This is a genomic window from Bacillus sp. 5RYD7K, assembly GCF_059831465.1.
The window spans coordinates 157,059-178,596 of sequence record NZ_CP191200.1; the positions used below are offsets into that span (position 1 = coordinate 157,059).

The 21,538-nt window shown below is 39.6% G+C and carries 20 protein-coding genes and 2 pseudogenes; 7 read left to right on the plus strand and 15 right to left on the minus strand.

The window, feature by feature from the left end:
- Positions 1 to 171: 171 nt before the first annotated feature.
- Positions 172 to 1,038, minus strand: coding sequence for an STAS domain-containing protein (locus ACQE26_RS00715; protein ID WP_500470386.1), 867 nt, complete (start codon positions 1,036 to 1,038; stop codon positions 172 to 174).
- A gap of 161 nt (positions 1,039 to 1,199) precedes the next feature.
- On the opposite strand from ACQE26_RS00715, the gene ACQE26_RS00720 reads away from it, so the two are divergent.
- On the plus strand, positions 1,200 to 1,562 hold the full coding sequence (locus tag ACQE26_RS00720; protein ID WP_016936946.1) for a VOC family protein: 363 nt from the start codon (positions 1,200 to 1,202) through the stop codon (positions 1,560 to 1,562).
- A 67-nt stretch (positions 1,563 to 1,629) separates the two neighbouring features.
- Positions 1,630 to 1,956 carry a heme-degrading oxygenase HmoA gene (gene hmoA, locus ACQE26_RS00725; protein WP_016936945.1) on the plus strand — a complete coding sequence of 109 codons (327 nt, stop codon included), beginning with the start codon at positions 1,630 to 1,632 and terminating at the stop codon, positions 1,954 to 1,956.
- A 32-nt stretch (positions 1,957 to 1,988) separates the two neighbouring features.
- Here the strand turns inward: hmoA and ACQE26_RS00730 are convergent, their stop codons facing one another.
- The 8 genes and pseudogenes from ACQE26_RS00730 to ACQE26_RS00765 form a co-directional block, all read right to left on the minus strand.
- Entirely contained in the window at positions 1,989 to 2,678 is a 690-nt protein-coding gene (locus ACQE26_RS00730; RefSeq protein ID WP_016936944.1) for a YetF domain-containing protein, read from the minus strand.
- A 104-nt stretch (positions 2,679 to 2,782) separates the two neighbouring features.
- Complete coding sequence (locus ACQE26_RS00735) at positions 2,783 to 3,061, minus strand: YesK-like family protein (protein WP_500470387.1); 279 nt, start codon at positions 3,059 to 3,061, stop codon at positions 2,783 to 2,785.
- Positions 3,062 to 3,091: 30 nt separating this feature from the next.
- A complete protein-coding gene (locus tag ACQE26_RS00740) occupies positions 3,092 to 3,625 on the minus strand; it encodes a GNAT family N-acetyltransferase (RefSeq protein ID WP_438421382.1) in 534 nt (177 codons plus the stop codon).
- A gap of 88 nt (positions 3,626 to 3,713) precedes the next feature.
- Positions 3,714 to 4,283: a spore coat protein CotJC gene (gene cotJC / locus ACQE26_RS00745; protein WP_013351314.1), complete on the minus strand. Its 570-nt coding sequence runs from the start codon at positions 4,281 to 4,283 to the stop codon at positions 3,714 to 3,716.
- Between the two features lie 14 nt (positions 4,284 to 4,297).
- Positions 4,298 to 4,561 carry a spore coat protein CotJB gene (cotJB, locus tag ACQE26_RS00750; RefSeq protein WP_007408934.1) on the minus strand — a complete coding sequence of 88 codons (264 nt, stop codon included), beginning with the start codon at positions 4,559 to 4,561 and terminating at the stop codon, positions 4,298 to 4,300.
- Positions 4,545 to 4,793, minus strand: a complete 249-nt coding sequence (gene cotJA, locus ACQE26_RS00755; protein ID WP_003155704.1) for a spore coat-associated protein CotJA — start codon at positions 4,791 to 4,793, stop codon at positions 4,545 to 4,547. The genes cotJB and cotJA overlap by 17 nt, the downstream gene beginning before the upstream one ends.
- Before the next feature lie 241 nt (positions 4,794 to 5,034).
- Positions 5,035 to 5,130 (minus strand): annotated as a pseudogene (locus tag ACQE26_RS00760) (hypothetical protein); the annotation flags it as partial.
- A 287-nt stretch (positions 5,131 to 5,417) separates the two neighbouring features.
- Positions 5,418 to 6,137 carry a YebC/PmpR family DNA-binding transcriptional regulator gene (locus ACQE26_RS00765; protein WP_014469866.1) on the minus strand — a complete coding sequence of 240 codons (720 nt, stop codon included), beginning with the start codon at positions 6,135 to 6,137 and terminating at the stop codon, positions 5,418 to 5,420.
- Positions 6,138 to 6,434: 297 nt separating this feature from the next.
- Here ACQE26_RS00765 and ACQE26_RS00770 point away from each other — a divergent pair, with 297 nt between their 5' ends.
- From ACQE26_RS00770 to ACQE26_RS00790, 5 genes and pseudogenes are all read left to right on the plus strand, one after another.
- The gene (locus tag ACQE26_RS00770; protein WP_500470389.1) at positions 6,435 to 8,441 is read left to right on the plus strand and encodes a T7SS effector LXG polymorphic toxin; all 2,007 of its coding nucleotides are present in this window, start codon (positions 6,435 to 6,437) and stop codon (positions 8,439 to 8,441) included.
- Positions 8,442 to 8,446: 5 nt separating this feature from the next.
- Positions 8,447 to 8,920: an antitoxin YezG family protein gene (locus ACQE26_RS00775; RefSeq protein ID WP_060963380.1), complete on the plus strand. Its 474-nt coding sequence runs from the start codon at positions 8,447 to 8,449 to the stop codon at positions 8,918 to 8,920.
- Complete coding sequence (locus ACQE26_RS00780) at positions 8,910 to 9,380, plus strand: TIGR01741 family protein (protein ID WP_500470391.1); 471 nt, start codon at positions 8,910 to 8,912, stop codon at positions 9,378 to 9,380. Before ACQE26_RS00775 ends, ACQE26_RS00780 begins: the two co-directional genes overlap by 11 nt.
- A 76-nt stretch (positions 9,381 to 9,456) precedes the next feature.
- Positions 9,457 to 9,928, plus strand: a pseudogene (locus tag ACQE26_RS00785) (TIGR01741 family protein).
- Between the two features lie 35 nt (positions 9,929 to 9,963).
- Positions 9,964 to 10,440 carry an antitoxin YezG family protein gene (locus ACQE26_RS00790; protein ID WP_500470393.1) on the plus strand — a complete coding sequence of 159 codons (477 nt, stop codon included), beginning with the start codon at positions 9,964 to 9,966 and terminating at the stop codon, positions 10,438 to 10,440.
- A 651-nt stretch (positions 10,441 to 11,091) separates the two neighbouring features.
- Here ACQE26_RS00790 and ACQE26_RS00795 read toward each other — a convergent pair.
- The 6 genes from ACQE26_RS00795 to rlmD all read right to left on the minus strand — a co-directional run bounded on the left by ACQE26_RS00795 (position 11,092) and on the right by rlmD (position 21,413).
- Positions 11,092 to 12,258, minus strand: coding sequence for an MrcB family domain-containing protein (locus ACQE26_RS00795; RefSeq protein ID WP_500470394.1), 1,167 nt, complete (start codon positions 12,256 to 12,258; stop codon positions 11,092 to 11,094).
- Positions 12,259 to 12,448: 190 nt separating this feature from the next.
- A complete protein-coding gene (locus tag ACQE26_RS00800) occupies positions 12,449 to 13,249 on the minus strand; it encodes a hypothetical protein (RefSeq protein ID WP_500470395.1) in 801 nt (266 codons plus the stop codon).
- Positions 13,250 to 13,612: 363 nt separating this feature from the next.
- Positions 13,613 to 16,765 (minus strand): type I restriction endonuclease subunit R, encoded by a 3,153-nt coding sequence (locus tag ACQE26_RS00805; protein WP_500470396.1) that lies wholly within the window; start codon positions 16,763 to 16,765, stop codon positions 13,613 to 13,615.
- On the minus strand, positions 16,752 to 17,978 hold the full coding sequence (locus ACQE26_RS00810; RefSeq protein ID WP_012117014.1) for a restriction endonuclease subunit S: 1,227 nt from the start codon (positions 17,976 to 17,978) through the stop codon (positions 16,752 to 16,754). The genes ACQE26_RS00805 and ACQE26_RS00810 overlap by 14 nt, the downstream gene beginning before the upstream one ends.
- The gene (locus ACQE26_RS00815) at positions 17,962 to 19,533 is read right to left on the minus strand and encodes a type I restriction-modification system subunit M (RefSeq protein WP_182069644.1); all 1,572 of its coding nucleotides are present in this window, start codon (positions 19,531 to 19,533) and stop codon (positions 17,962 to 17,964) included. The genes ACQE26_RS00810 and ACQE26_RS00815 overlap by 17 nt, the downstream gene beginning before the upstream one ends.
- 485 nt (positions 19,534 to 20,018) lie before the next feature.
- Positions 20,019 to 21,413, minus strand: a complete 1,395-nt coding sequence (gene rlmD / locus ACQE26_RS00820) for a 23S rRNA (uracil(1939)-C(5))-methyltransferase RlmD (protein WP_500470398.1) — start codon at positions 21,411 to 21,413, stop codon at positions 20,019 to 20,021.
- Positions 21,414 to 21,538 lie beyond the last annotated feature (125 nt).

A 21,538-nucleotide genomic window follows, 5' to 3' on the forward strand; every position in this document is an offset into this window, starting at 1 on the left:
ATTTACACGATTTTTGGATATGTTTTCTTTTCTCTTTCTCTGCATAAAAAAAGGCATATGATCTCCTTTTTAAAAAAGGAACATAATATACCTTCAATTGACCGGATAATCGTACTTGTTTCCCGCTGACAAAAAAAAAGCGCCCCGCCTCTGGCCGGAGCACTTTTTTTCTCACACTTTTGTTTCCTCAATAGTACATGTGACACCCATGCTGGCGAGCGCCTGCTCCAGAGAGCCGTAGGTTTGATACGCTGAAAAATCAAGCCCCAATTGGATAGAAGTCTGTGCCACATCAGGCCGAATGCCGGAAAACACGGTTCTGATGCCGAGGAGAAATAACGTTTTCGACAGCATGTACAATTGCTGCGCCACCATTGTATCGACAATGGGCACACCGGACAGATCAATCACAAGGTTTGTGATCCGTTTAGCGACACAGTTTTCCGGCACCGTCTCCAATATCACGCGCGCCCGTCTCGTATCAATCGCGCCGATGAGCGGCAGAGTGCCGATCGTATCCGCGATCAAAATAACCGGACAGCTCAATTCGGAAATAAGCTCCTGCTGAGATGACAGCCTCGCGATCATTAATGTCTGATACTGTTCAGTAAAATCCGTCATCAGCTGATCAAATGAGCCGTTAACAAGATGATTCCAGCGGCGGACATCCTCTTTTGTTACGATATCCGGATTCTCATCTATAAAACGGGTGACCGCTTCCCAAAAGACGGTTCTTGAATTGCCGATCGCTTCAACGACCTCATGAACCTGCGCGTCCTGCTCCACTCTGCTTTTCGCTACCTGTGCGGCCCATTTTTCTTTGTTATGCTGAAAAACAGCCGGGTCTTCCAAAAAAGCGCTTGCGACGGCCGTGTTCGTAAAGGTATGCTGCTCGATCAGCAGCTGTTTCATTTCCTCACTTAATTGATCCGCAGAATAAAAACGCCCTCTCAGCTTCCGTCTCAGCTTGAGCCATTTTTCCGTCAGCTCGGCCGAATGTGTAATAATATAATCATGAAGTAATTGGTCTTTGTTCACTGCCGTCTCCTCTTTCAAGAATATGTCCTTTTATCTAAATTATAAATCGGAATTGCCGATCGTACTAGAGAAATAAAAAAAAGCCGGCACATTAAAGCTTTCGGTTGCTTTTTTCGCCTGCTGGACACACTATAAAAGAAATGAAACAGGAGGTCAGTAAGATGATCAAAAAAATCGCAACAGTCGCCGTATACACTGACGATCAGCAAAAAGCAAAAACATTCTGGACGGAAAAAGCGGGATTTGAAACCGTCGCCGAACATCCGATGGGCCCGAATGCCTTCTGGCTTGAAGTAGCGCCAAAAGGAGCCGAGACTCATTTGGTTATCTATCCGAAAGCGATGATGAAAGGGGCCGAGCATATGAAGGCTTCAATCGTATTTGAATGCGAAGATGTCTTTGCCGCGTACGAACAGATGAAAAAAAACGGCGTCACATTTATAGATGAACCGAAACAAATGGAGTGGGGCAGCTTCGTGCAATTTAAAGACGAGGAAGGCCATGTCTTTCTCCTCAAATCATGAATCTCAATTGACTTTGAGAATCATTTTCATTTAAAATAAAGCTTGAAAATGATTGGAGAGATGCCAGATGTTCGTGCAAATCAGAAAAATGACCGTAAAAGAAGGACATGCCGATAAAGTGATCGAACGCTTCAGCTCAGAAGGCGTGATCGAAAAGCAGGAAGGCTTGATTGACGTAACAGTCCTGGAGAAAAAAGTCCGCCGCGGCGACGAAGAAGTCGTCGTCTTAATCCGCTGGGAGTCAGAAGACCATTGGAAGCAATGGGAAAAAAGCGAAGATCACATCGCGGCCCACAAAGCAAACCAAGGCAAGCCGAAACCTGATTACATGCTTGGGACGGACGTCGGTATGTATCATGTCAAAGCCGTTAAAACAGGCGTACATGGAAAATAATAAAGAGCGTTTGCCCCAGGGCAAAGCTCTTTTTATTTTTTCTCCTCATACGGCAGGACAAACAGCGGTTTATCGGGCTTCCATTCCGCATACAACACGTCCTCCGTTTTTTTGATGTTCAGCTTTTTCAGCTCCTGAGTCAGCTGCTTTTCTTCCACCCCGGCTTCTTTCAGATTTTCGTGCAGCACTTCACCATCAATAATCAGTGTGACCGGTAAGGAGACCTGCTTCGGCTTGATTTGCATGTCTCCGTTTTTCGTCGTGTCGTACGGAAATTTCGGCAGGACGCTGACCATCCCGTTTGTTTCTAAAATCGCATATTCCGCTTCCTGTATGGAAAAGCAGTTCGCCTGTCTGAGAAGGCTCTGCAGCTGATTTATGTCCAATTTATTCTTTTTCAGTACATCATATTTCAGTTTTCCTTTATGGATGACAATGTTCGGCTCGCCTTCCAACAGCTTTCTGGAGCTTTTCACTTTCTGCGTAATCAGTTCGATGAAATAGATTAAAATCCCCCATAACAGAGAAGCAAAAATGATTTCAACGATCCTGACGCCTTTATCATACACCGCATTTCCGACCAATTCGCCGAGGATAAGCGCCGAAATAAAATCAAACGGCGTAATCTGTGAGAATTGAGTTTTTCCGAGCAATTTTAAAATCACAAATAAAATACCCAAACCGCATACTAATTCCCAAGCCACTGTAAATAAATGTCCCATATCTGCACCTTCTTCTTAAAAGTCATTACCATTATGGACATCCGCCTGTTTTCTATACAGCGGCCGAAAACACAAAAAACGCAGCCGAAGCCGCGTTTCTCAGTTTAATGTTTTTGATTCGATTTCACGACCCGAACGCACGTCTCAGCAACATAACCGACGGCCGCTCCGAAGCCGGCAAACATCGCAGCAAGGCCCAGGCCCATCCCTTCCCAACCGCCGACACCGAAAATGCTGTAAACAACCGTACCGAATGCAGCAAGGCCCAGAACCGCCAAAAGGCATTCAGGCCACATCTTTTTCGGCCATTTTTTACGGAGAACAACCGATACGGCAAAATTAAGACAAAACGCGGCCAGACAGATCAGATAAAAATATCCCATGTCTCTTGCACCTCCGTCATGAGGAGCTTTTTATTTGCTCATCTCTTTTTCAAACAAATGGTAACCTGATGCAAATCCTTTTGATTCGTATCCCATCCCGCTGTAAAACGACTGAAGCGCCTTGTTGTCAGACACGCAATCGAGCCGGATTTTCGTTTTTCCCGGACAAGACACCCCCGTCTCCGCCCAAGTCATGATCGTCCGCCCGAGTCCCGCGCCTGCAAACCGCCTGTTAATCGCCAGCCGATGCAGATATACGGATTCTCCATGTCCTTCATTGCCCCATAGACGTCTGTCCCACTCGCTTGCTTCGGGAAGCAGCATGACGACACCGGCCAACTCTGCTTTCTGCCTGAATAAAAAAACATGTCCTTTGGCAATCGCCTCCCGCATATTGTGGGTATCTTCCCCTTGCAAAAGCCCGCTCCACTGGTTTGATCCTTTATCCCGAAGCCATTCCGCCGCTGACACGAGCAGCTCCATCACCTCTTTAGTATCATCCTTCCGGGCGGGGGTGACCCGGAAGGCTCCCGCCGTCTCTTCCGTCATCGTAAATGGTGTCATAAAATCCTCCCGTAATCAGAATATTCGACACCTTCATTATAGACCAAACGCAGAAAGGAAAAAAACAGCCGTCATGTTTGAGGGCCGTTTAAAAAATTTTCTTCTTATCACGTTCTTCTTTTAAAATCTCGACCGCTTCCCTGAAACGCATGGAGTGAACGATTTCACGCTCACGCAGAAAACGGAGTGAATCATTCAGGTCAGGGTCATCGGAAATATCAATAATCCATTGATACGTCGCTCTCGCCTTCTCTTCAGCCGCGATATCTTCATATAAATCAGCGATTGGGTCTCCCTTCGCCTGTATGTAAGACGCCGTGAACGGAACTCCGGCCGCATTATGATAAAACAGCGCGCTGTCATGGTTGACGTAATGATCGCTGAGCCCTGCATCACGCAGCTGCTGCGGGGTTGCATCTTTTGTCAGCTTATAAATCATCGTCGCAATCATTTCCAAATGGGCAAACTCCTCCGTGCCGATATCCGTCAGCAGGCCGATCACCTTATCAGGAATCGTGTAGCGCTGGTTTAAATACCGGAGCGCGGCGGCTAATTCGCCGTCAGCCCCGCCGTATTGTTCAATCAAAAACTTAGCCAGCATCGGGTTGCATGTGCTCACTTTAACCGGATACTGCAGCTTTTTTTCATATACCCACATTTACAGATCCCTCCTTATACTTGCCACGGCCAAGGACCGCGGCCCCAATCCCACTGCGCGCCGACCTGACTCACGCCAAATTGCAGAAGCGGTCCGTACTCAGGCTCAAACCGCTTTCTCAGCTGCCTTGAGTACCGGGAATATTCATGAAACTGCTGAAGCGCGAGACGGTCATGGGGATGCGTATCCAGATAAAGCGTCAGCTCCACTAAGACAAAGTCCGCCGCCTGGATTTGCTCCAACAGCCGATAGTATTCATCATCAATCTTTTTCGCCATATTCGATTCCCCCCCGATAAGGATTATCATAGAAATCGTAAAGATCCTTCCAAAGGGTCCCTTTTCTCAATGCCTCCATCGGAGAAAACTGCTCCAAGTGATACGGCTGAAACCGCATATAAAGATGCGGCGGCGTTCTGTAGTATTTTCTCCCGATCGGCGGGCAGGGATCAAACCGGCTGTGGAAGGGCTTATAAGATTTGACCGGTGTAAACGGCTGATTTTCTTTCATTACGATCCTCCTTTCCTAAACACATGACCTTAATAGGTATGAACCCGTAACGGCATTTATGCCCCGCAAGAAATGAAAAAAGCCCGGCGCTTAGAAACGGTCACAAAAAAAACACTCTTGCTGTCCAAGAGTGCTTTTTCCCGAATGGTCAGATATATTGACTGTCCCGATGATGGAACGGGTAGCCGCCGTAGCCTCCGCCATAGCCGCCAAAACCGTACCCCGGATAGCCTCCGAAGCCGCCATGGCCGCCAAAGCCGCCATAGCCGCCGTAACCTCCGTAACCGCCAAAACCGTATCCCGGGTAGCCTCCGAAGCCTCCGCCGAAGCCGTACCCCGGATAGCCTCCGAAGCCTCCGTAACCGCCAAAACCGTGCCCCGGATAGCCCCCAAACCCTCCATAGCCGCCGCCAAAGCCGCCGCCGTAAATCGGTCTTCTTTCATCCATGATTTATCGCTCCTTCACATAGGTTACAGTCCAGTTTATGACATTCGGAGGGAAACGTATGGGCAGCCGCCCAGTTTTGGCGAATTAATCAATTATAGCTTTACGGATTGCAATACAGGCTGAACGCACGGGCAAAATAAAAAGCCGGAACATAAGCAGTCCCGGCCTTTTTGTCTTTATTCGCCTAAATCTACATTGTGATAAACCTGCTGTACGTCTTCCAGGTCTTCCAGCACATCGATCAGCTTTTCAAATTGAGCTTTCGCATCTTCGGGAAGCTCGATTTCATTTTGCGCAAGCATCGTCAGTTCCGCAACTGTGAACTCTTCAACGCCGGCATTTTTGAATGCCTCTTGTACGGCATGGAATTGATCAGGCTCGGCATACACGATCACACTGTCATCCTCTTCCAAAATATCGCGAACGTCCACATCAGCCTCCATCAGCAATTCCAGCGCTTCATCCGCCGTCTTGCCTTCAACGCCGATAACGGCAGTCGCATCGAACATGTAAGCGACAGACCCGCTCACACCCATATTTCCGCCGTTTTTCCCGAATGCGGCGCGCACTTCAGGCGCCGTGCGGTTTACATTATTCGTTAACGCATCCACGATGATCATTGAACCGTTCGGCCCGAAACCTTCGTAACGCAGCTCGTCAAAGTTCTCCTCCGCGCCGCCTTTCGCCTTTTCAATCGCACGCTCAATAATGTTTTTCGGCACGCTGTACGTCTTCGCGCGCTCAAGCACCACTTTTAACGCCTGGTTCGATTCCGGATCAGGCTCGCCCTGTTTTGCCGCCACATAAATCTCACGGCCGAACTTCGCGTAAATCCGGCTCGTATTTGCGTCCTTTGATGCTTTCTTTTCTTTAATATTGTTCCACTTACGGCCCATTTTGTTCCACTCTCTTTCACGAATTGAATCTGTATGATAAATACTCTGTTTCTATTATACCTCAGCGATTGGGTTGTTTCGAGTGTAAGACATTAGAAAAAACAGGCACGCTCAAAATCACCGCGCGCACTAAGCCGAATTTGGGGATTATTGTACAAAACATAAAAAGCCTCCCTTCATACAGGAAGGAAGTCGCAAACCAAAAGATTCATTTTGTTCTCATTACCTATTTCCTACACTGTATATTCCGATTCGCGTGGTAAAATTTTGATATCGAACAAAAGAAAGGATATGGTCATGAAAGTTTTCGAAGCAAACAGCTTGTTGACCGCTGCCAAACAGCGTGCGGGTGAATACAAAAAACTGCGCGGTCAGATGGTTAATCTGAAAAAAGCGTTTCAAGGCATGGCTGACCTCGGTGACAGCGACTTCTCAGGCCGAGGCGCTGACAACATCAAAGCCTTTTTCCAAGACCACGCCGGCGTCACAGACAGCTGGCTTAATCTGATCGACATGAAAATCGCATTTCTCACAAGCCTTCCCGGCAAGGTCGAAGACGCCGGACTTTCCAATTCGCATGTGGAGGAATCGTTTCTGGAGCACGAGCTCACCCACGCCCTCAGTAAATCAAAGGCGATTATGGAGGAGCAGAAAAAGGACATGCGCTCCATCCTCGGTGAGATCAATGACATCATCTCGCTCGATCTGTTTTCAACCGAAAACACGGATCTGAAGCTCTCTTCAGCTGATAAAAAAAGAAGCGAAACCATACATAAGCTCGGCAAGCTTGATCACGATTTAACGAAAGAATACGCAGAAACCGAAGCGAACGAACAGTTCATCCAAGACGACTTTCAGCAGCTCCAAAACGCCACAGGCAAAGGAAAAAGCGCCACGCCGCTTCACTACAATGCCAAAGCGTACCGAGAAAGCGACATCCATAAGAAAAAAGGCGATATCGCAAGACATTCGGATGCTTATTTGACGATTAAAAAGGAAGAGGCAAAAGAGCGGGAGATTGAAAAACTGAAAGAAAGACTGAAAAACTACGATTATGCGAATGCCGATGAATTCTATTCAATGGCCAAAACGATCGGCTATAAAAACCTGACAAAAGAACAGCAGCGCTACTTCACTCAAATTGAAAACACGCGTGAACTCACAGAAGGTTTCAAAGGCGTTGCCGTCGGCCTTTATGATTCCGGAAAAGACGCGGTCACAGGCCTGTGGGATATGGTCACAGATCCGGGCGGAACGGTTGAAGCCATTACAGGAGCGGTGGCTCACCCGATCAAAACGTATGAAGCCATTTCAGCGGCAATCGAAGAATCGTACCAAAAAGACATGGTGAATGGCGACACTTACTCCAGAGCAAGATGGGTGTCATATGCGGTTGGCACCATTGTGACATCAGTTGTCGGGACAAAAGGCGTCGGCGCTGTCTCAAAAACTGGCACAGCAGCCAAAGTGACGACCAAAGTCAAAACAGCAGCAAGCAAATCCGCCACAGCTCAAAAAGCGATAACGGTCTCAAAACAAACCGTTGACCACATCAAGCAAAAGGTCAACACAGGCATGGAAGTATCAAAAAAACGTGTCAAAACCAAGTTGAATCAAATCGGAGATCTCACTCTGGCTGATATTCTCCCGTATCATCCGCGTCACGACTTAGTGCCGGCGGGCGTTCCTTATAACGCAGTCAACGGGGTCACACTTAAAGAAGGACTTCAGAAATTCGCCAAGGTCATCCTGCCGAAACCGTACGGAACCTCCGCAAGCGGCAGACGGACACCGGCACCGCATGTACCGCCGGTAACGGTCAAATACGGCGAGCATTTTGCGAAATGGACCAGAAAGAAAGTATTGAAGCCGAATGTCATCTATAAAACAAAAGAAGGCTACACATACACCACTGACAACTATGGTAGAATTACAAGTGTCAAAGCAGACTTGCAGCTGGGAGAAGCAAAACGCAACCAATATGCACAGTCAAAAGCAGGTAAACCAGACCGTCTGACAGATGACGACGGAGGCCACCTAATCGCCACCCAATTCAAAGGCTCAGGCCAATTCGACAATATCGTGCCGATGAATTCTCAGATTAATAGGAGCGGCGGGAAATGGTATAAGTTAGAACAGGCATGGTCGCAGGCGCTTAAAGAAGAACCTCCAAAGAAGGTTACGGTCACAATTGAAAATGTGTATGAAAGCGATTCGTTAAGACCCACTTTATTTGATATAACATATAAAATTGGAGAAGAAAGAACAAAGAGCATAACAATTAGAAACCAAATTGGGGGCTGATGAAAATGGAAACTACAAAAATGGAACAACTATATCAAATGATTGCTGAAAAAATAAATGATATGATTCCCTCCGAATGGATGAGGGTTACTCTATACGCTGAAATTTTAGATGATTCCAGAGAAGTTTATTTTTTCTTTAACACACATGAAGACGAAGAATATATTTATTCACACGATATTCCAGAACATTTTCAAGTAAGTAATCGAATTTACAAAAATATGCTGCTAGACCTTCAAGATTTATTTGATGAATTAAGGGATGAATTTAAAAAGCAATCCTCAGATATTTGGACTAACCTCACACTAAATTTAGATAGAAACGGTGAATTCTCAATTGATTATGATTATGAAGATGTACTCGCTTCAAAATATACTGATACTGAGCGACAAGTAATTTGGGAATATAAGCACTTGGGAATTACGCCAATAAGCGAGAGCAGCAGAAAGTTCCTTGAACAATATCTAAATGAACAATGAAAAAATGGGTGAATTATATCAAAAGATTGCTGAACATCTAAATGAAATGATTCCATCTCGATGGGAAAAGATCGTTTTATATGCTGAAATACTTGATGACTCAGCGGATATATACTTTTATTTCACAACACCAAATAATGGTGATTACTTATATTCTCATTATATACCTGAACAATTTAATGTAAGCGAAGAGATTTACGATCAACTGCTGATTGAACTTCAAGAGCTATTTGAAGAACTAAAAGAAGAATTTAAACTAGGCAATCAAGATATTTGGACAAATCTCACTTTAAAATTTGAAAACACCGGAAAGTTTTCAATTGATTATAATTATGATGATGTTTTATCCTCTGAACTTGATGACCTTCAAAGACGCGATGTTTGGAAATATCAAAATTTAGGGATATTGCCTAAAGATGAGGACGATAAAGAATTTGTAATAAGCTACTGCAGTCTATAAAACAATAATGGCTCAGCACTTCCTTGCTGGGCTATTTTTTATAACTAGGATTTCTCGAGTATTGAAAGTGAAAAGGTTGGAAACTAAAAAAACGCAAGATTTGTACCAGATTATTGGTGAGAAATTAAATGACATCATACCTTGTGAATGGACAAAAATGTATCTTTATGCAGAAGTATTAGATGACTCTACCATGGTTCTCCTTCACTTCAAGACACCAGAAAAGCGTCAACTGATTTATTCGCAAGATATACCAGTCCGATACAGTGTAAGTAAAGATATCTTCAAAACTTTATTAAGGAGAAATCCGTAAACTTTTTGAGGAATTACGAGCTGAGCACAAAAATAATAATGATCAGGTTTGGACGAACCTTACATTGACATTGGAGAGCAACGGTCAATTCCAACTTGATTATAATGATAATGATATTTTGGCATCTGAGCTTGATGGGTATCAAAGAATTGCATTATGGGAGTACAAAACTCTTGGAGTTTTGACTGAAGACGAGGAAGATCAAGAATTTTTAATTAGCTACCTAAATCTATAAATTTGATATAGCTCTTAAAAAAACTGGAGGTTAGCATGGAAACAGAAAAAATGGGTGAATTATATCAACAGATAGCAGAAGGCATTAACGAAATCATTCCTTCTGAATGGGAAAGAGTTATTCTTTATGCGGAAATACTTGACGATTCATCTGAGGTTTTCTTTTATTTCAATACTCCATATAATGAAGATTTGATATATTCTCATAATATCCCTGAACACTATCATGTCAGTGAGGAGATTTATGAGGAGCTACTATTTGACTTGCATGACTTATTCGAGGAATTACGAGATGAATTTAAAGAAAACAATCAAGATATATGGACTAATCTAACACTTAGTCTGGGGATAAGCGGAGAATTTTCGATAGATTATAATTATGAAGACGTTATTCAATCTCCATATACCATCTCTCAAAGAGAAACAATCTGGACTTATAAAAATGTAGGAATTTATCCTAAGAGTAAACCTTTAAAATCCTTTTTAAAACAATATCTAAGTTCTCAAAATTGATATCCCACTCCTTTTTCTGGAGGTGAATTTTTGAAACAATGATCCTTAAAAGAAGAGTTTTAATCATAAATAAACAGTTGTAATAATTTAACTACATTATTTAGGAAGCGCTTGCGTGAGAGTGTTATATAACCTCAATTTGAGAACTATGGTACCGCAAACCAATGCTGCTATTCTTTTATATAATTTTGAATATATTGAGGGGACAAAGAAAAATAAACGCAAAAAACAATACAATTTATTGGTTCAGTAACCTTTTGTTTGAGTAAAATTTAAAATAGAAAACGATTTCTAAATAAATTGAGCAAAATAGGAAATTTATCAATAAAGATACTATTTTATATTCCTCCAGCCCTAATAAATAACTCTGAGCCCTCTTAATTGTGGGCTTTAAATTTATCTCATCTCACTTTATAAAGGGGCACCATCTTGGCAGTAAGAAAAAAAATAATTTAACAATTGGATCAATAAAATGTAATCAAAAGAATCCTACTCCAGTAATGAAAAACATAATGAACAGTTTTCAAAGTTAGTTCTTACATAGCATTGCCGAGTGTCAATTATGCCCTTAAAACCATTGATAGCAATAAAAGATCTGTTATAATCAATAATTAGAGGATTAATTACTTTCAGAAAAAAATACAAATGATATCACTCGCTTATCATTAGACAGCCGTACATCTCTTTAAGATCTGAAAAGGTGATTTCTATACCTATACGTTTCAATTGATCCTTACGCTGATCAAACAATTTTTTTAAAAGTGTTTCTTTATCTTCATCTCTCCCTAAATGTATAAGACGATGACAAAGTGGACATAAACTTACCATGTTCTCTAGTTGATCTAAGTCATATTGGAATTCACCTTGCTTAGATATGGGCACAAGATGATGACATTCAACAAAAGGCTTATTGGTAAATTTAGAGATAAATGTTTTATGGGAGTCTTCAATTTCGCAAGTGTAATTTGAAAGCATCATAGCCATTGAGGCTAGGCTTGCATTCCTTGTCCACTGCTTTTGTCCACCTTTATTATAAATTGGTTCTGGACGTACTTTTTTTTGATTTACTTCATATGTCTTTTTTACACTCTCAGATATAATAAAATGCTGAACTGCTAGCTGATATTCTTCTTCATTAGTCGTATCATCTGTAAACAACCCGTCTTCCTGTAATAAAATGAAATCATTGAACTGTTCTATTGATCTCTTTCCAATCAGTCCTTCTATTTCTTTATATGTAATCAACAAATTTTGTAAATCGGTTATGAATTCTTCCTTACTAGGTATATTGCTCACATCATAATATCGTCCACATATATGTCCTAGTTCATATCCTCTAGCAAGATCACCATTACCCTTTAAATCAATATTTAAAAGATTCATGTTTCTAGGTATAGTATTTAATTTTCCTCTAATTATAGAAGCTGTTTTTTTTATTTTTTCCTTCCCTAGCTTTGTTCCATATTTATCTTTAAAATATGTCCAACCTTGATTCAAACTAACATAAAAGCCACTGCCATCAGCATTAAACAAGTATACAATATAGTACCCTCTTGTGGCTGAAATCGTTAATTTCTTAATAAAGACAGAAATCCATGGGATCTCAGCCCATCTACCTTGTCCTGCCGAACCTACTATATGATAAATTTTTTGATCCAATTCAGCGTCTTTAAAAAAAGACTCCTTTATCTTATGACGAACAAGGGTCCCTAAAGGATGGTCTTTAAACCTCTCTCTTTTAGCTTTATGATATTCTGTTATTACCTTAACCATTTTTTCTTGTATGGTTGATTTCGTATCATCTAAAACTTTAGCCATTATTTCAAACACCTCTATATATAAATGAGATACCTAAAAGCTTTAATAAACGCATTAAGATTGTCATGTATTGCCCTCAACATCTATATTTTTCCATTCCGAGGTCGAAGCTAAATATATTGTTACACTCAAGGCACAATAAAAGTTTCATTTATATACCATTTGTTTCAGCTTGTCTTCGCAAATTATTTTAATTTGATTCATACCAATGATACTCGTCTAAATATTTATTCTTAGTTGGAAAACCGGAACAAATTAAATCTGACAATTTCTTGGATTGTTCAGATTCACCTAATGTGTATTTGCACATATGTATTAATTTTTCTTTTTCAATTGGTAATTCATTTACCTTTAATTCCTCAAATAAATTAAACAATTCACCAATTACCCCAAGTATTATAGCTGTTTCACTAGTATAAATTAGATTTGATTGATTTTTAATATATTCTCTTTGGAAGTAACCCTTAAAATTATCCAATTCCAAATTAAAGTCCAACTGTCTATAACCTTCAAAAGAATAATTCTCAAGGTTTCTTTCTTCGGTAAGATGCTGAGGGTAGCTATGGGTCAACTCTGTAACACCGATTTTTTTTGTATCTATATCCGAATACTTGTTCCAAACATGACCATGTGAACCACCGCTACCTAAATCTTTAGTAATTATCAGCTTACCTTCATTTAAAGATGGATTGATATTGATTTCTATACCGTACCTTGCATAACTAGCCACAAAACTGCCATTCTTCCTTATATTACTTTGATAACCATTATTATTTACTAGCTTATAGATATCTTCAACGAAATTTTTACTACTCCCGGTAACTATATATCTAGATTTTCCTGTTAAAGCAATAATACTGTTGGCTAAATAGAATTTTGCATAATACGCAGTAATTTCAATCCAATGCTGTAATCCGCCGTCATAAAGCTTTAATGCACATAAATAATTATAAAAAGCCTTGTAAAAGTTAAATAACGATTCATGTAACAATAACGCCTTAAAAAATTCTAAATCTTCCTGTACTAATTTAACTTCAACCTGATTATTATTAATAGAGTTTTTAAATATGTCTTTGTTTTCAGGATATATTTTTTAAATAAAAAGGGGAACATTCCACTCGCTAGGTCTAGGAGGTATTCCTCTTATAGATAAACTTTTAGTCTTATAATCCGTTTCTTTATAAAATTCAATCAAACTTTTTCTATCCATACTTTCCCCTTTAAACACCTTATACTTTGGTTTATTTCTGTACATACTTAAAATAAGTTGTTAGTGCAACTTGTAAGTCTGACAGGGACGAGATGCACAAACATCTCTTCATTTGATTTGTAAATATAGTGGGTACGTCTATGGTTACGCCCTATACTTCTTAAAATTCTCTGCCTGCTCAAATATCTCTTTAAAAATCTCATCTTTAGGAACAGGAGGGTAATCGTTTTCAGCAAGCGTTAAAATAAGATCGACTTTTAGCTCTGCCTTAATATCATCTCTACTCGACCAGTCTGTATATCTTGCTTTATCCGCGATGATAGACTTTATTTCTTGTGATAGCTTAATAAGTTTGCCGTGCGGGTATTCAAATTCATGTTTCTCCGATATTGCTTTGAGAATATCGTAGAAAGCCTTCTCCTCATAATCAATTCCTAAATCCTTGAAAGAATCCCGCTCGTTCATTAGTTCTCCAAACAAATTCGCAAATTGTTCTGCAACATCATCCAAAACATCACTTTGCAAAGCTTGGAAGTCTTTTCTTTCATTATATTGTTCAACCAATTTTTTAAATCTTTTTGAAAAGTCGACACCCTGAATTTTATTGGTTTTTTTAAATTCCTCAATTGCTTTTGACAGTAGTTTTTGTAGAAGCTTAATTTTAGTGTTTGGTAGTTTGATTTTATTAATCTTAGCTAAGTATTCGTCACTAAATAAATCCGCATTATTTTTCGGATCATTTTTATCAAGCTTAAATACTTCTTCCACTCCTTCACTTATTAAAGCTTCTTCCATCATCTGCCTTACTTTTTCATTCATTTGAGCAGTATCCGGAGCATCACCTTTTGTTAGTTTATGGATGATGGACCTTATAGCTAGGTAATAGTGAATATAATCTCTTTCCATTTGGCTTATATTTTCACTAGACACACATAAATTGTAGGCAGAGCGAAGTTTCTTCGTTATGGCCATAAAACGTTTTTCTAATTGCTCCGTTTGTTGTACAAATTCTGCTGCTTGATTTAAGCATTGTAATTGTTGCAATGGAGTTCCGTGAAAATATGCAGTATTATCAAATTTATAAAAGATTTTTGCTAATAAATCTAGCTGATCCTTTACAATGACAACTGCCTTATCGATACCATTAAAATTTTCCCCCTCTACAACACCATATTTTTTCATCGCTACATTTAAATTGCTCTTTATTCCAAAATAATCGACAACTAATCCAGTTTCTTTACCTTCATAAACTCTGTTTACTCGTGAAATAGTCTGAATCAGGGTGTGCTGCTGAATTGGTTTATCAATATATATGGTATCTAGTGATGGTACATCAAATCCTGTTAGCCACATATCAACAACGATGGCTATTTTGAAGTTTGATTTTTCATTTTTGAATTGCCTATCTAACTCTTTACGATATTCTTTCGTACCTAACAGGTCATAAAGTTCTTTACTATCATCTTTAGTACGAGTCATGACCATTTTAATTTTTTCCATTGGTTTAATTTCTTTTTTTTCTTTATCAGTAAGCTCAACACCTTCGTCACAGACTCTAACTTCTGCCCACTCTGGACGTAGTGCAATAATTTCTTTATACAAGTCATAAGCAATATGTCGGTTGGCAGCTACAAACATTGCCTTACCTTTTATTGTTGCACCTTCTTCAATTCTCTTTTCATAATGCTCTACAAAATCTTCAGCCACTAATTTTAACCGTTTAGGATCACCAAGAATAACTTCCATTTGGGTTACTGCTCTTTTACTTTCATCAATCTGATACTCATTAGCTCCAGCAGTTTCGCACACTTTATAGTATTCTTCGATTTCATGCAATTTTGTTTCATTTAGATTTACTTTAGCAGCTCTTCCCTCATAAACAATCCGTACAGTTATTTCATCGTATACAGCTTCAATCATTGTGTATGCATCTTCTACTTCCCCAAATACATCTATAGTTGCATCCACCGGTGTACCAGTAAAACCAATATAAGTTGCATTAGGCAGAGATTTGTGCAAATGCTTGGCAAAACCATATTTTTTCTCGACACCATCTTTAGTGATTTTTATTTTTTGGTCAAGATTTGTTTGCGAACGATGTGCTTCGTCCGAAATACAAATTACATTGTTTCTATCTGTCAGCAGATCAACATTTTCATTAAACTTTTGAATAGTAGTTAAAAATACGCCACCACTTTTTCTATTTTGTAGGTATGACTTTAAATCTTCCCGACTTTCCACACTTATTACTTGGTCATCGCCTATAAAATACTTAGCATTTGTGAATTGTCCTGCAAGTTGATCATCTAAATCTGTTCTATCTGATATCAAGACAACAGTAGGGCTTTGTAGGTCTTTATCTCTCATTAAAAGTCTTGTAAGATATAGCATGGTATAACTCTTGCCTGAACCTGTTGCTCCAAAATACGTACCACCCTTACCTGAACCTTGCGGCCGCATATTTCTTTTAATGCTTTTTAATAATTTTGTTGCGGCATAATATTGTGGATAACAAGGAACAATTTTTTCTTTTTTGCTGCTTGTATCAGGGAAATAAATGAAGTGACGTACCACTTCTAGGAAACGTTTTTGGTTAAATAGACCCTTCACCATTGAATAAAGTGAATCAATGCCATCCTTTTCAAACGATTCCTTACCTTCTATTTTTCGCCATGCATAAAAGAAATCATAGGGAGCAAATAAGGAACCAGCCTTATTATTTACTCCATCACTAATAACACAAAATGTATTATACTTAAAAAGCTCAGGGATATCCCTCTGGTAACGAACAGTCAGTTGTGTATAGGCATCTTTTATAGTCGTATTTTCTTTGATAGCACTTTTGAACTCTATCACTACTAAAGGTAAGCCATTTACATAAACAATTGCATCTGGAATACGCTTTTTAAACCCTTGTATCTCTAGTTGATTTACTATTCTAAATAGATTATTGTCGATATTATTAGGAGCAAAATCTATTAATTGAATAAATAAATCCTTTTTACTTCGGTCTTCTCGTTTTAGAATAAAACCATCTGAAATCATTTTGATAATAGCTTTGTTACTTTCGTATAAATTCGATGCAGGTAATACTTCCATCTGTCGCATGATATTGTCAATCTCATTCGGCGTAATGTTATCATCTGAGTAGCGATTAAGTAAAAATGCTTTTAAATCATCGCGTAGAAGTACATCACTTATTTCCTTCTGAATGCCCGTTCCGCTTTGGTGTGAATAGCTTTCACTTTCAAAAAGTTCTATTACGGCTTGCTCTAAGGACTTTTCAGAGAATTTCAATGTTCTTCCCCCTCGTCGTGGCAAGTTTAGATAAAAGCAGCTTTACAGTTGAGCTTAATAACTTATTTAGTTCAACTTTAAGATAAATTGCGTTATATAAACCCCTTACTATATTTTGAAAACTATTTTCGATATCTTTAGGTGGATGCACTACATTTTGCTCCGCAAAATCTTTTACTATCAATGCATTAAAAACCGCTCCACTTGCTTGTTTTTTTAAACTTCTAATTGTAGCAATAGTTAATTGGTGGATATAATACTGATTATCCCCCATCAATGCATAACAACTTTGATTCATTGTCATTTCAGTCCCAGCTAAAGCTATAGCTCCAACTGTCCCTCTAGCTGTAACAAAAACGGTGTTTTTGGGATATAATTTTGTACTGCTATTTCGTAATCCCAGTTTAGATACAGATTTTTCTGTCTCAAGGCAATAATAACTTTCGGAAACATCTCCCGGAGTAAAAAATGGAATACCACCATTCCAATAAGTATCGATAGTTGTATCTGGTGTACCCCCACCACCCACTTTTACAACATCCGTGAATGATTTTACTTCCCAACCCTTCGGTATCTCAGTGTTTAATATTGGATTAAATTTCATTTTTCCACCACTAGATTTATAAGGATTACCCAATTGATTTGGAAATTCAAAGTCAATAAACCATTGCTTATAGATAGTCTGTACGGTTTCTTCTAATTTTTGAATGAAAAGATTATTCACCTTTATTCTATCTAATAATATTTTGTGCTTATTTATAATTTCCTTTTGCTCATCAATGGAAGGAACCGGGAGTTGCATATTACAAAAATCTTCCCACTCAATACTACCTCTAACACCACCTATAGCATAAAAACAAGCTTCTCTGTCAAACTCACTTCTACTAAACCACATCATTAAATACTCCGGTAAAATCATCTCAGTATCTACAACTTCAAAAACAGGATAGGCAGCAGATATGATAGCTTCATCATAATCCTGTAGTAATGCAACTGGCATTTTTTTATCTCGCCTTACTTGCATGGTGCTACAAGCAAACTGTTTTTTTCTTATAATCTTATAGTTTTTAAAATCTGTTCCAATTGTATTTGCAACTGATGGAATGAATTCTTTTGTAATACTTAGTCCTAAAAGGGTTGTTACATTAAGATTAACATTCCTTTCATCAACTAACCGAATGCAATCACCAATCCTCTTATAATTCGATTTCATAACCTAACTCCTTAAAAACTTTTAATAAATCCTTTTTAGAGTCTTCTTCAGCTTTAAGCAGGTCAACAAATTCACTTTGTATTAGTTTCATCTTCTCATCAAAGTCAATATCCTCGTCACGATTAGCAAACTCAATGTATTTACTTGGCACTAATGAGAAATCTTTATTTACAACCTCTTCAAATGTTGCGCTGTAACTGAATTCCGGGATATTTTGATATTTAGTTTCATAATCAGTTTGTTGCCAGTTATGATATATGTTTGTAACCTTTGTAATATCATCTTCCGAAAACTGAGTATATTTTTTTTCAAATGGGACACCCATTTCTCGCAAATCCATAAATAATACTTCTTTTTCTCTGTTACGATACTTTTTTAAACTTCCATTTTGGTCAATAGTACGAGCCTTTTTGTTTTTATTCAGGATCCAAAGCGTAACACTTATGTTAGTGGTATAAAACATATTTTGCGGTAATACAATGATAGATTCGACTAGATCATTTTCAATCAATTTCTTACGTATTTTATATTCATCGCCACCACCGCTTAATGCACCATTCGCCAATAGAAACCCGGCTACACCATTCTCAGATAGTTTAGAAACAATATTGAGAATCCAAGCATAGTTAGCATTACCTCTAGGTGGTACTTCGTAACCTGCCCAACGCGGATCATCTGTTAACTCATTCTCAGCTCTCCATTGTTTCTGATTAAACGGAGGATTTGCCATAATAAAATCAGCCTTCAAATCTTTATGTTGGTCATTAAAGAAAGTATCAGCAGCAGTCTCTCCAAGATTAGCCGAAATTCCTCTTATAGCTAGGTTCATCTTAGCCAGCTTGTAGGTTGTAGTTGTATACTCCTGTCCGTAAATCGATATATCTTTCTTATTTCCCTGATGTGATTCAATAAATTTTACTGATTGCACAAACATACCCCCTGATCCACAAGCGGGGTCATAAATTTTACCTTTATATGGTTCGAGCATTTCTGCAATAAGATTTACTATGCTTTTTGGAGTATAAAATTCTCCTTTTCCTTTTCCTTCTGCCAATGCAAACTTACTTAGGAAATACTCATAAATCCTTCCTACAATGTCTTGCTGCTTATCTTTGATAGTGTTTATGTTGTTTATTGTATCTATTAAGGATGCTAGTTTACTTACATCAAGGTTTAAACGGGAATAATAATTATCAGGTAACGCGCCTTTTAATGCCGGATTATTTTTCTCTACAGTAAAAAGAGCGGTATCGATTTTTAATGCAATATCTTCTTGCTTGGCGTTCTCTACTAAGTAACTCCATCTCGAAATTTCAGATAGATAAAATACATTTTTCATGGTGTAAAACTCAACCATATCAACATATTTTTCTTTACCCTCATCTAATAACTCCGCTTTTCGTTCTTCAAATTTATCACTAGCAAATTTCAAAAAGATTAATCCTAAAACAACGTGTTTATATTCTGAAGCCTCAACGGATCCGCGTAATTTATTGGCGGAATCCCATAATGTTTCCTCCATACTCTTTTCTTTTGTATCTTTCTTTTTAGCCATTAAAATAGCCCCCAATTCTCTTTATCATATCTCATTAATTATAAGGATGAAATGATTATTTAAATTTCATGGAATTTCACCCCTTATATTTCTATATCTATTATACCGTTTTAAAATCACTTATAAAGGACCTATAATCTTGAAGTAGTCAGCTCACAAACCTAACACATGAGCTGACGCTGATAAAAATTAATCTAGACCCTCAATTACATTTCCGATTCCCATTTTGTTTAAGCACTCAACTTGCCTTGCTTTAATATTTCTTTTGCTTGTTAGATTAAACCGTTATATTTCTGTTCAGCATTTCTAACACCCTGAACAATCTCCATTTGCTCTTGAAGATTAACATCAGGAAACTCGATATCCTCAATATCACTTGTAGTCAAAACTTTTACTGTACCGCCTTTGATATAAAAGAAGACGGTACACCGGTGATTAATTACCGATTTGCCGCCCCAACATTTGAATAAAAGCAGGTTTTTCCCTTATCGGGAGCCTGCTTCATTTTTTAAAATCATCTGCGATACTACCTCCACATGATTCGTATGCGGGAACATATCCACCGGCTGCACTTCCAGCGTCGCATATCCGCCATCCTCAAGCACCCGCAGGTCTCTTGCAAGCGTTCCTGGGTTGCAGGACACGTACACCACCCGCTTCGGTTTCATGTCGATGATTGTGCGCAACAGCGCTTCGTCACAGCCTTTTCTTGGCGGGTCGACGACTAGTGTATCTGCCGTGATGCCTTCTTCGTACCACTTTGGAATGACGGTTTCTGCTTCTCCGACTGCGAATTCCGCGTTTGTGATGCCGTTCAGTTCAGCGTTTCGTTTCGCATCCTCGATGGCTTCCGGCACGATTTCGACGCCGTACACTTTTTTCGCCTGCTTCGCCAGAAATAGAGAAATCGTTCCGATGCCGCAGTAGGCGTCGATGACGACTTCTTCCCCTTGCAGCTCCGCGTACTCAAGCGCTTTGTCGTAGAGCACTTTCGTTTGCTCTGGATTAACCTGATAGAACGATCTGGCGGAGATGGCGAATTTGACGTCTCCGATGAGGTCGTAGATGTATTCTTCGCCCCAGATGACATTTGTTTCGTCCCCAAAAATCACGTTTGTTTTATTTGGGTTGATGTTTTGCACGATTGATTTAACGTGCGGGAATTGCGCCGTAATGTCTTCGATGATCTTCGCTTTGTGCGGGAAGTCGTTTGTTCTTGTGATGAAGACGATCATCATTTCGCCTGTAACGACGCCGTATCTGACCATGATATGGCGGAGCCAGCCTTTGTGGCGTTCTTCGTTGTAGGCTTTGACGCCGTAGTTTGCGCAGATGTCTTTGACGGCTTGGACGGCTTCGTCGTTTTTGGATTGCTGAATCAGGCAGGCGCTCATGTCGATGATGTCATGGCTTCTTTGCTGATAAAATCCGGCGACGAGTCCGCTTTCTCTTTCACCGACAGGCACCTGTGCTTTGTTTCTGTAGTTCCACGGGTCTTCCATGCCGAGCGTCGGGTGCACAGTGACTTTAGAGAGATCCAGCTTGCCGATCCGTTCTAAGACGTCTTTGACTTGTTTCTGTTTAAATAATAGCTGGCCTTCATAGGTCATGTGCTGAAGCTGGCAGCCGCCGCATTGCTTGTAGATTGGGCACGGAGCATCCGTTCTGTGCGGGCTTTCTTCCTTCAGCTCAATCAAGCGGCCGAAAGCGAAGCCTTTTTTGACGCGTGTCACTTTGATTTGCGCTTTTTCCTCAGGCAGGGCGTTCGGCACGAAGATCGGGAAGCCCTCAACCTTTGCGACGCCCGCTCCTTCGTGCGTCAAATCCTCAAATGTCACGTCATAGTATTCATTTTTTTCTACCGGGGGTTTCATTTTCATATATAATCACCTCTAGTTTTACCAATAGCCTTGTTTCAGCGTGCTGGCAAACCTTCAAATTCAATATCAGCCTTCAAAGGTTTCCGATCACGCTGAAAAGATGACAAAATCCTAAAACGAATACT

Coding starts and splice junctions, on each gene's coding strand:
- ACQE26_RS00720 (WP_016936946.1), top strand. CDS start 1,200: ATGATCAAAAAAATCGCAACAGTCGCCGTATACACTGACGATCAGCAA.
- hmoA (WP_016936945.1), top strand. CDS start 1,630: ATGTTCGTGCAAATCAGAAAAATGACCGTAAAAGAAGGACATGCCGAT.
- ACQE26_RS00730 (WP_016936944.1), bottom strand. CDS start 2,678: ATGGGACATTTATTTACAGTGGCTTGGGAATTAGTATGCGGTTTGGGT.
- ACQE26_RS00735 (WP_500470387.1), bottom strand. CDS start 3,061: ATGGGATATTTTTATCTGATCTGTCTGGCCGCGTTTTGTCTTAATTTT.
- ACQE26_RS00740 (WP_438421382.1), bottom strand. CDS start 3,625: ATGACACCATTTACGATGACGGAAGAGACGGCGGGAGCCTTCCGGGTC.
- cotJC (WP_013351314.1), bottom strand. CDS start 4,283: ATGTGGGTATATGAAAAAAAGCTGCAGTATCCGGTTAAAGTGAGCACA.
- cotJB (WP_007408934.1), bottom strand. CDS start 4,561: ATGGCGAAAAAGATTGATGATGAATACTATCGGCTGTTGGAGCAAATC.
- cotJA (WP_003155704.1), bottom strand. CDS start 4,793: ATGAAAGAAAATCAGCCGTTTACACCGGTCAAATCTTATAAGCCCTTC.
- ACQE26_RS00765 (WP_014469866.1), bottom strand. CDS start 6,137: ATGGGCCGTAAGTGGAACAATATTAAAGAAAAGAAAGCATCAAAGGAC.
- ACQE26_RS00770 (WP_500470389.1), top strand. CDS start 6,435: ATGAAAGTTTTCGAAGCAAACAGCTTGTTGACCGCTGCCAAACAGCGT.
- ACQE26_RS00775 (WP_060963380.1), top strand. CDS start 8,447: ATGGAAACTACAAAAATGGAACAACTATATCAAATGATTGCTGAAAAA.
- ACQE26_RS00780 (WP_500470391.1), top strand. CDS start 8,910: ATGAACAATGAAAAAATGGGTGAATTATATCAAAAGATTGCTGAACAT.
- ACQE26_RS00790 (WP_500470393.1), top strand. CDS start 9,964: ATGGAAACAGAAAAAATGGGTGAATTATATCAACAGATAGCAGAAGGC.
- ACQE26_RS00795 (WP_500470394.1), bottom strand. CDS start 12,258: ATGGCTAAAGTTTTAGATGATACGAAATCAACCATACAAGAAAAAATG.
- ACQE26_RS00810 (WP_012117014.1), bottom strand. CDS start 17,978: ATGAAATCGAATTATAAGAGGATTGGTGATTGCATTCGGTTAGTTGAT.
- ACQE26_RS00815 (WP_182069644.1), bottom strand. CDS start 19,533: ATGGCTAAAAAGAAAGATACAAAAGAAAAGAGTATGGAGGAAACATTA.
- rlmD (WP_500470398.1), bottom strand. CDS start 21,413: ATGAAAATGAAACCCCCGGTAGAAAAAAATGAATACTATGACGTGACA.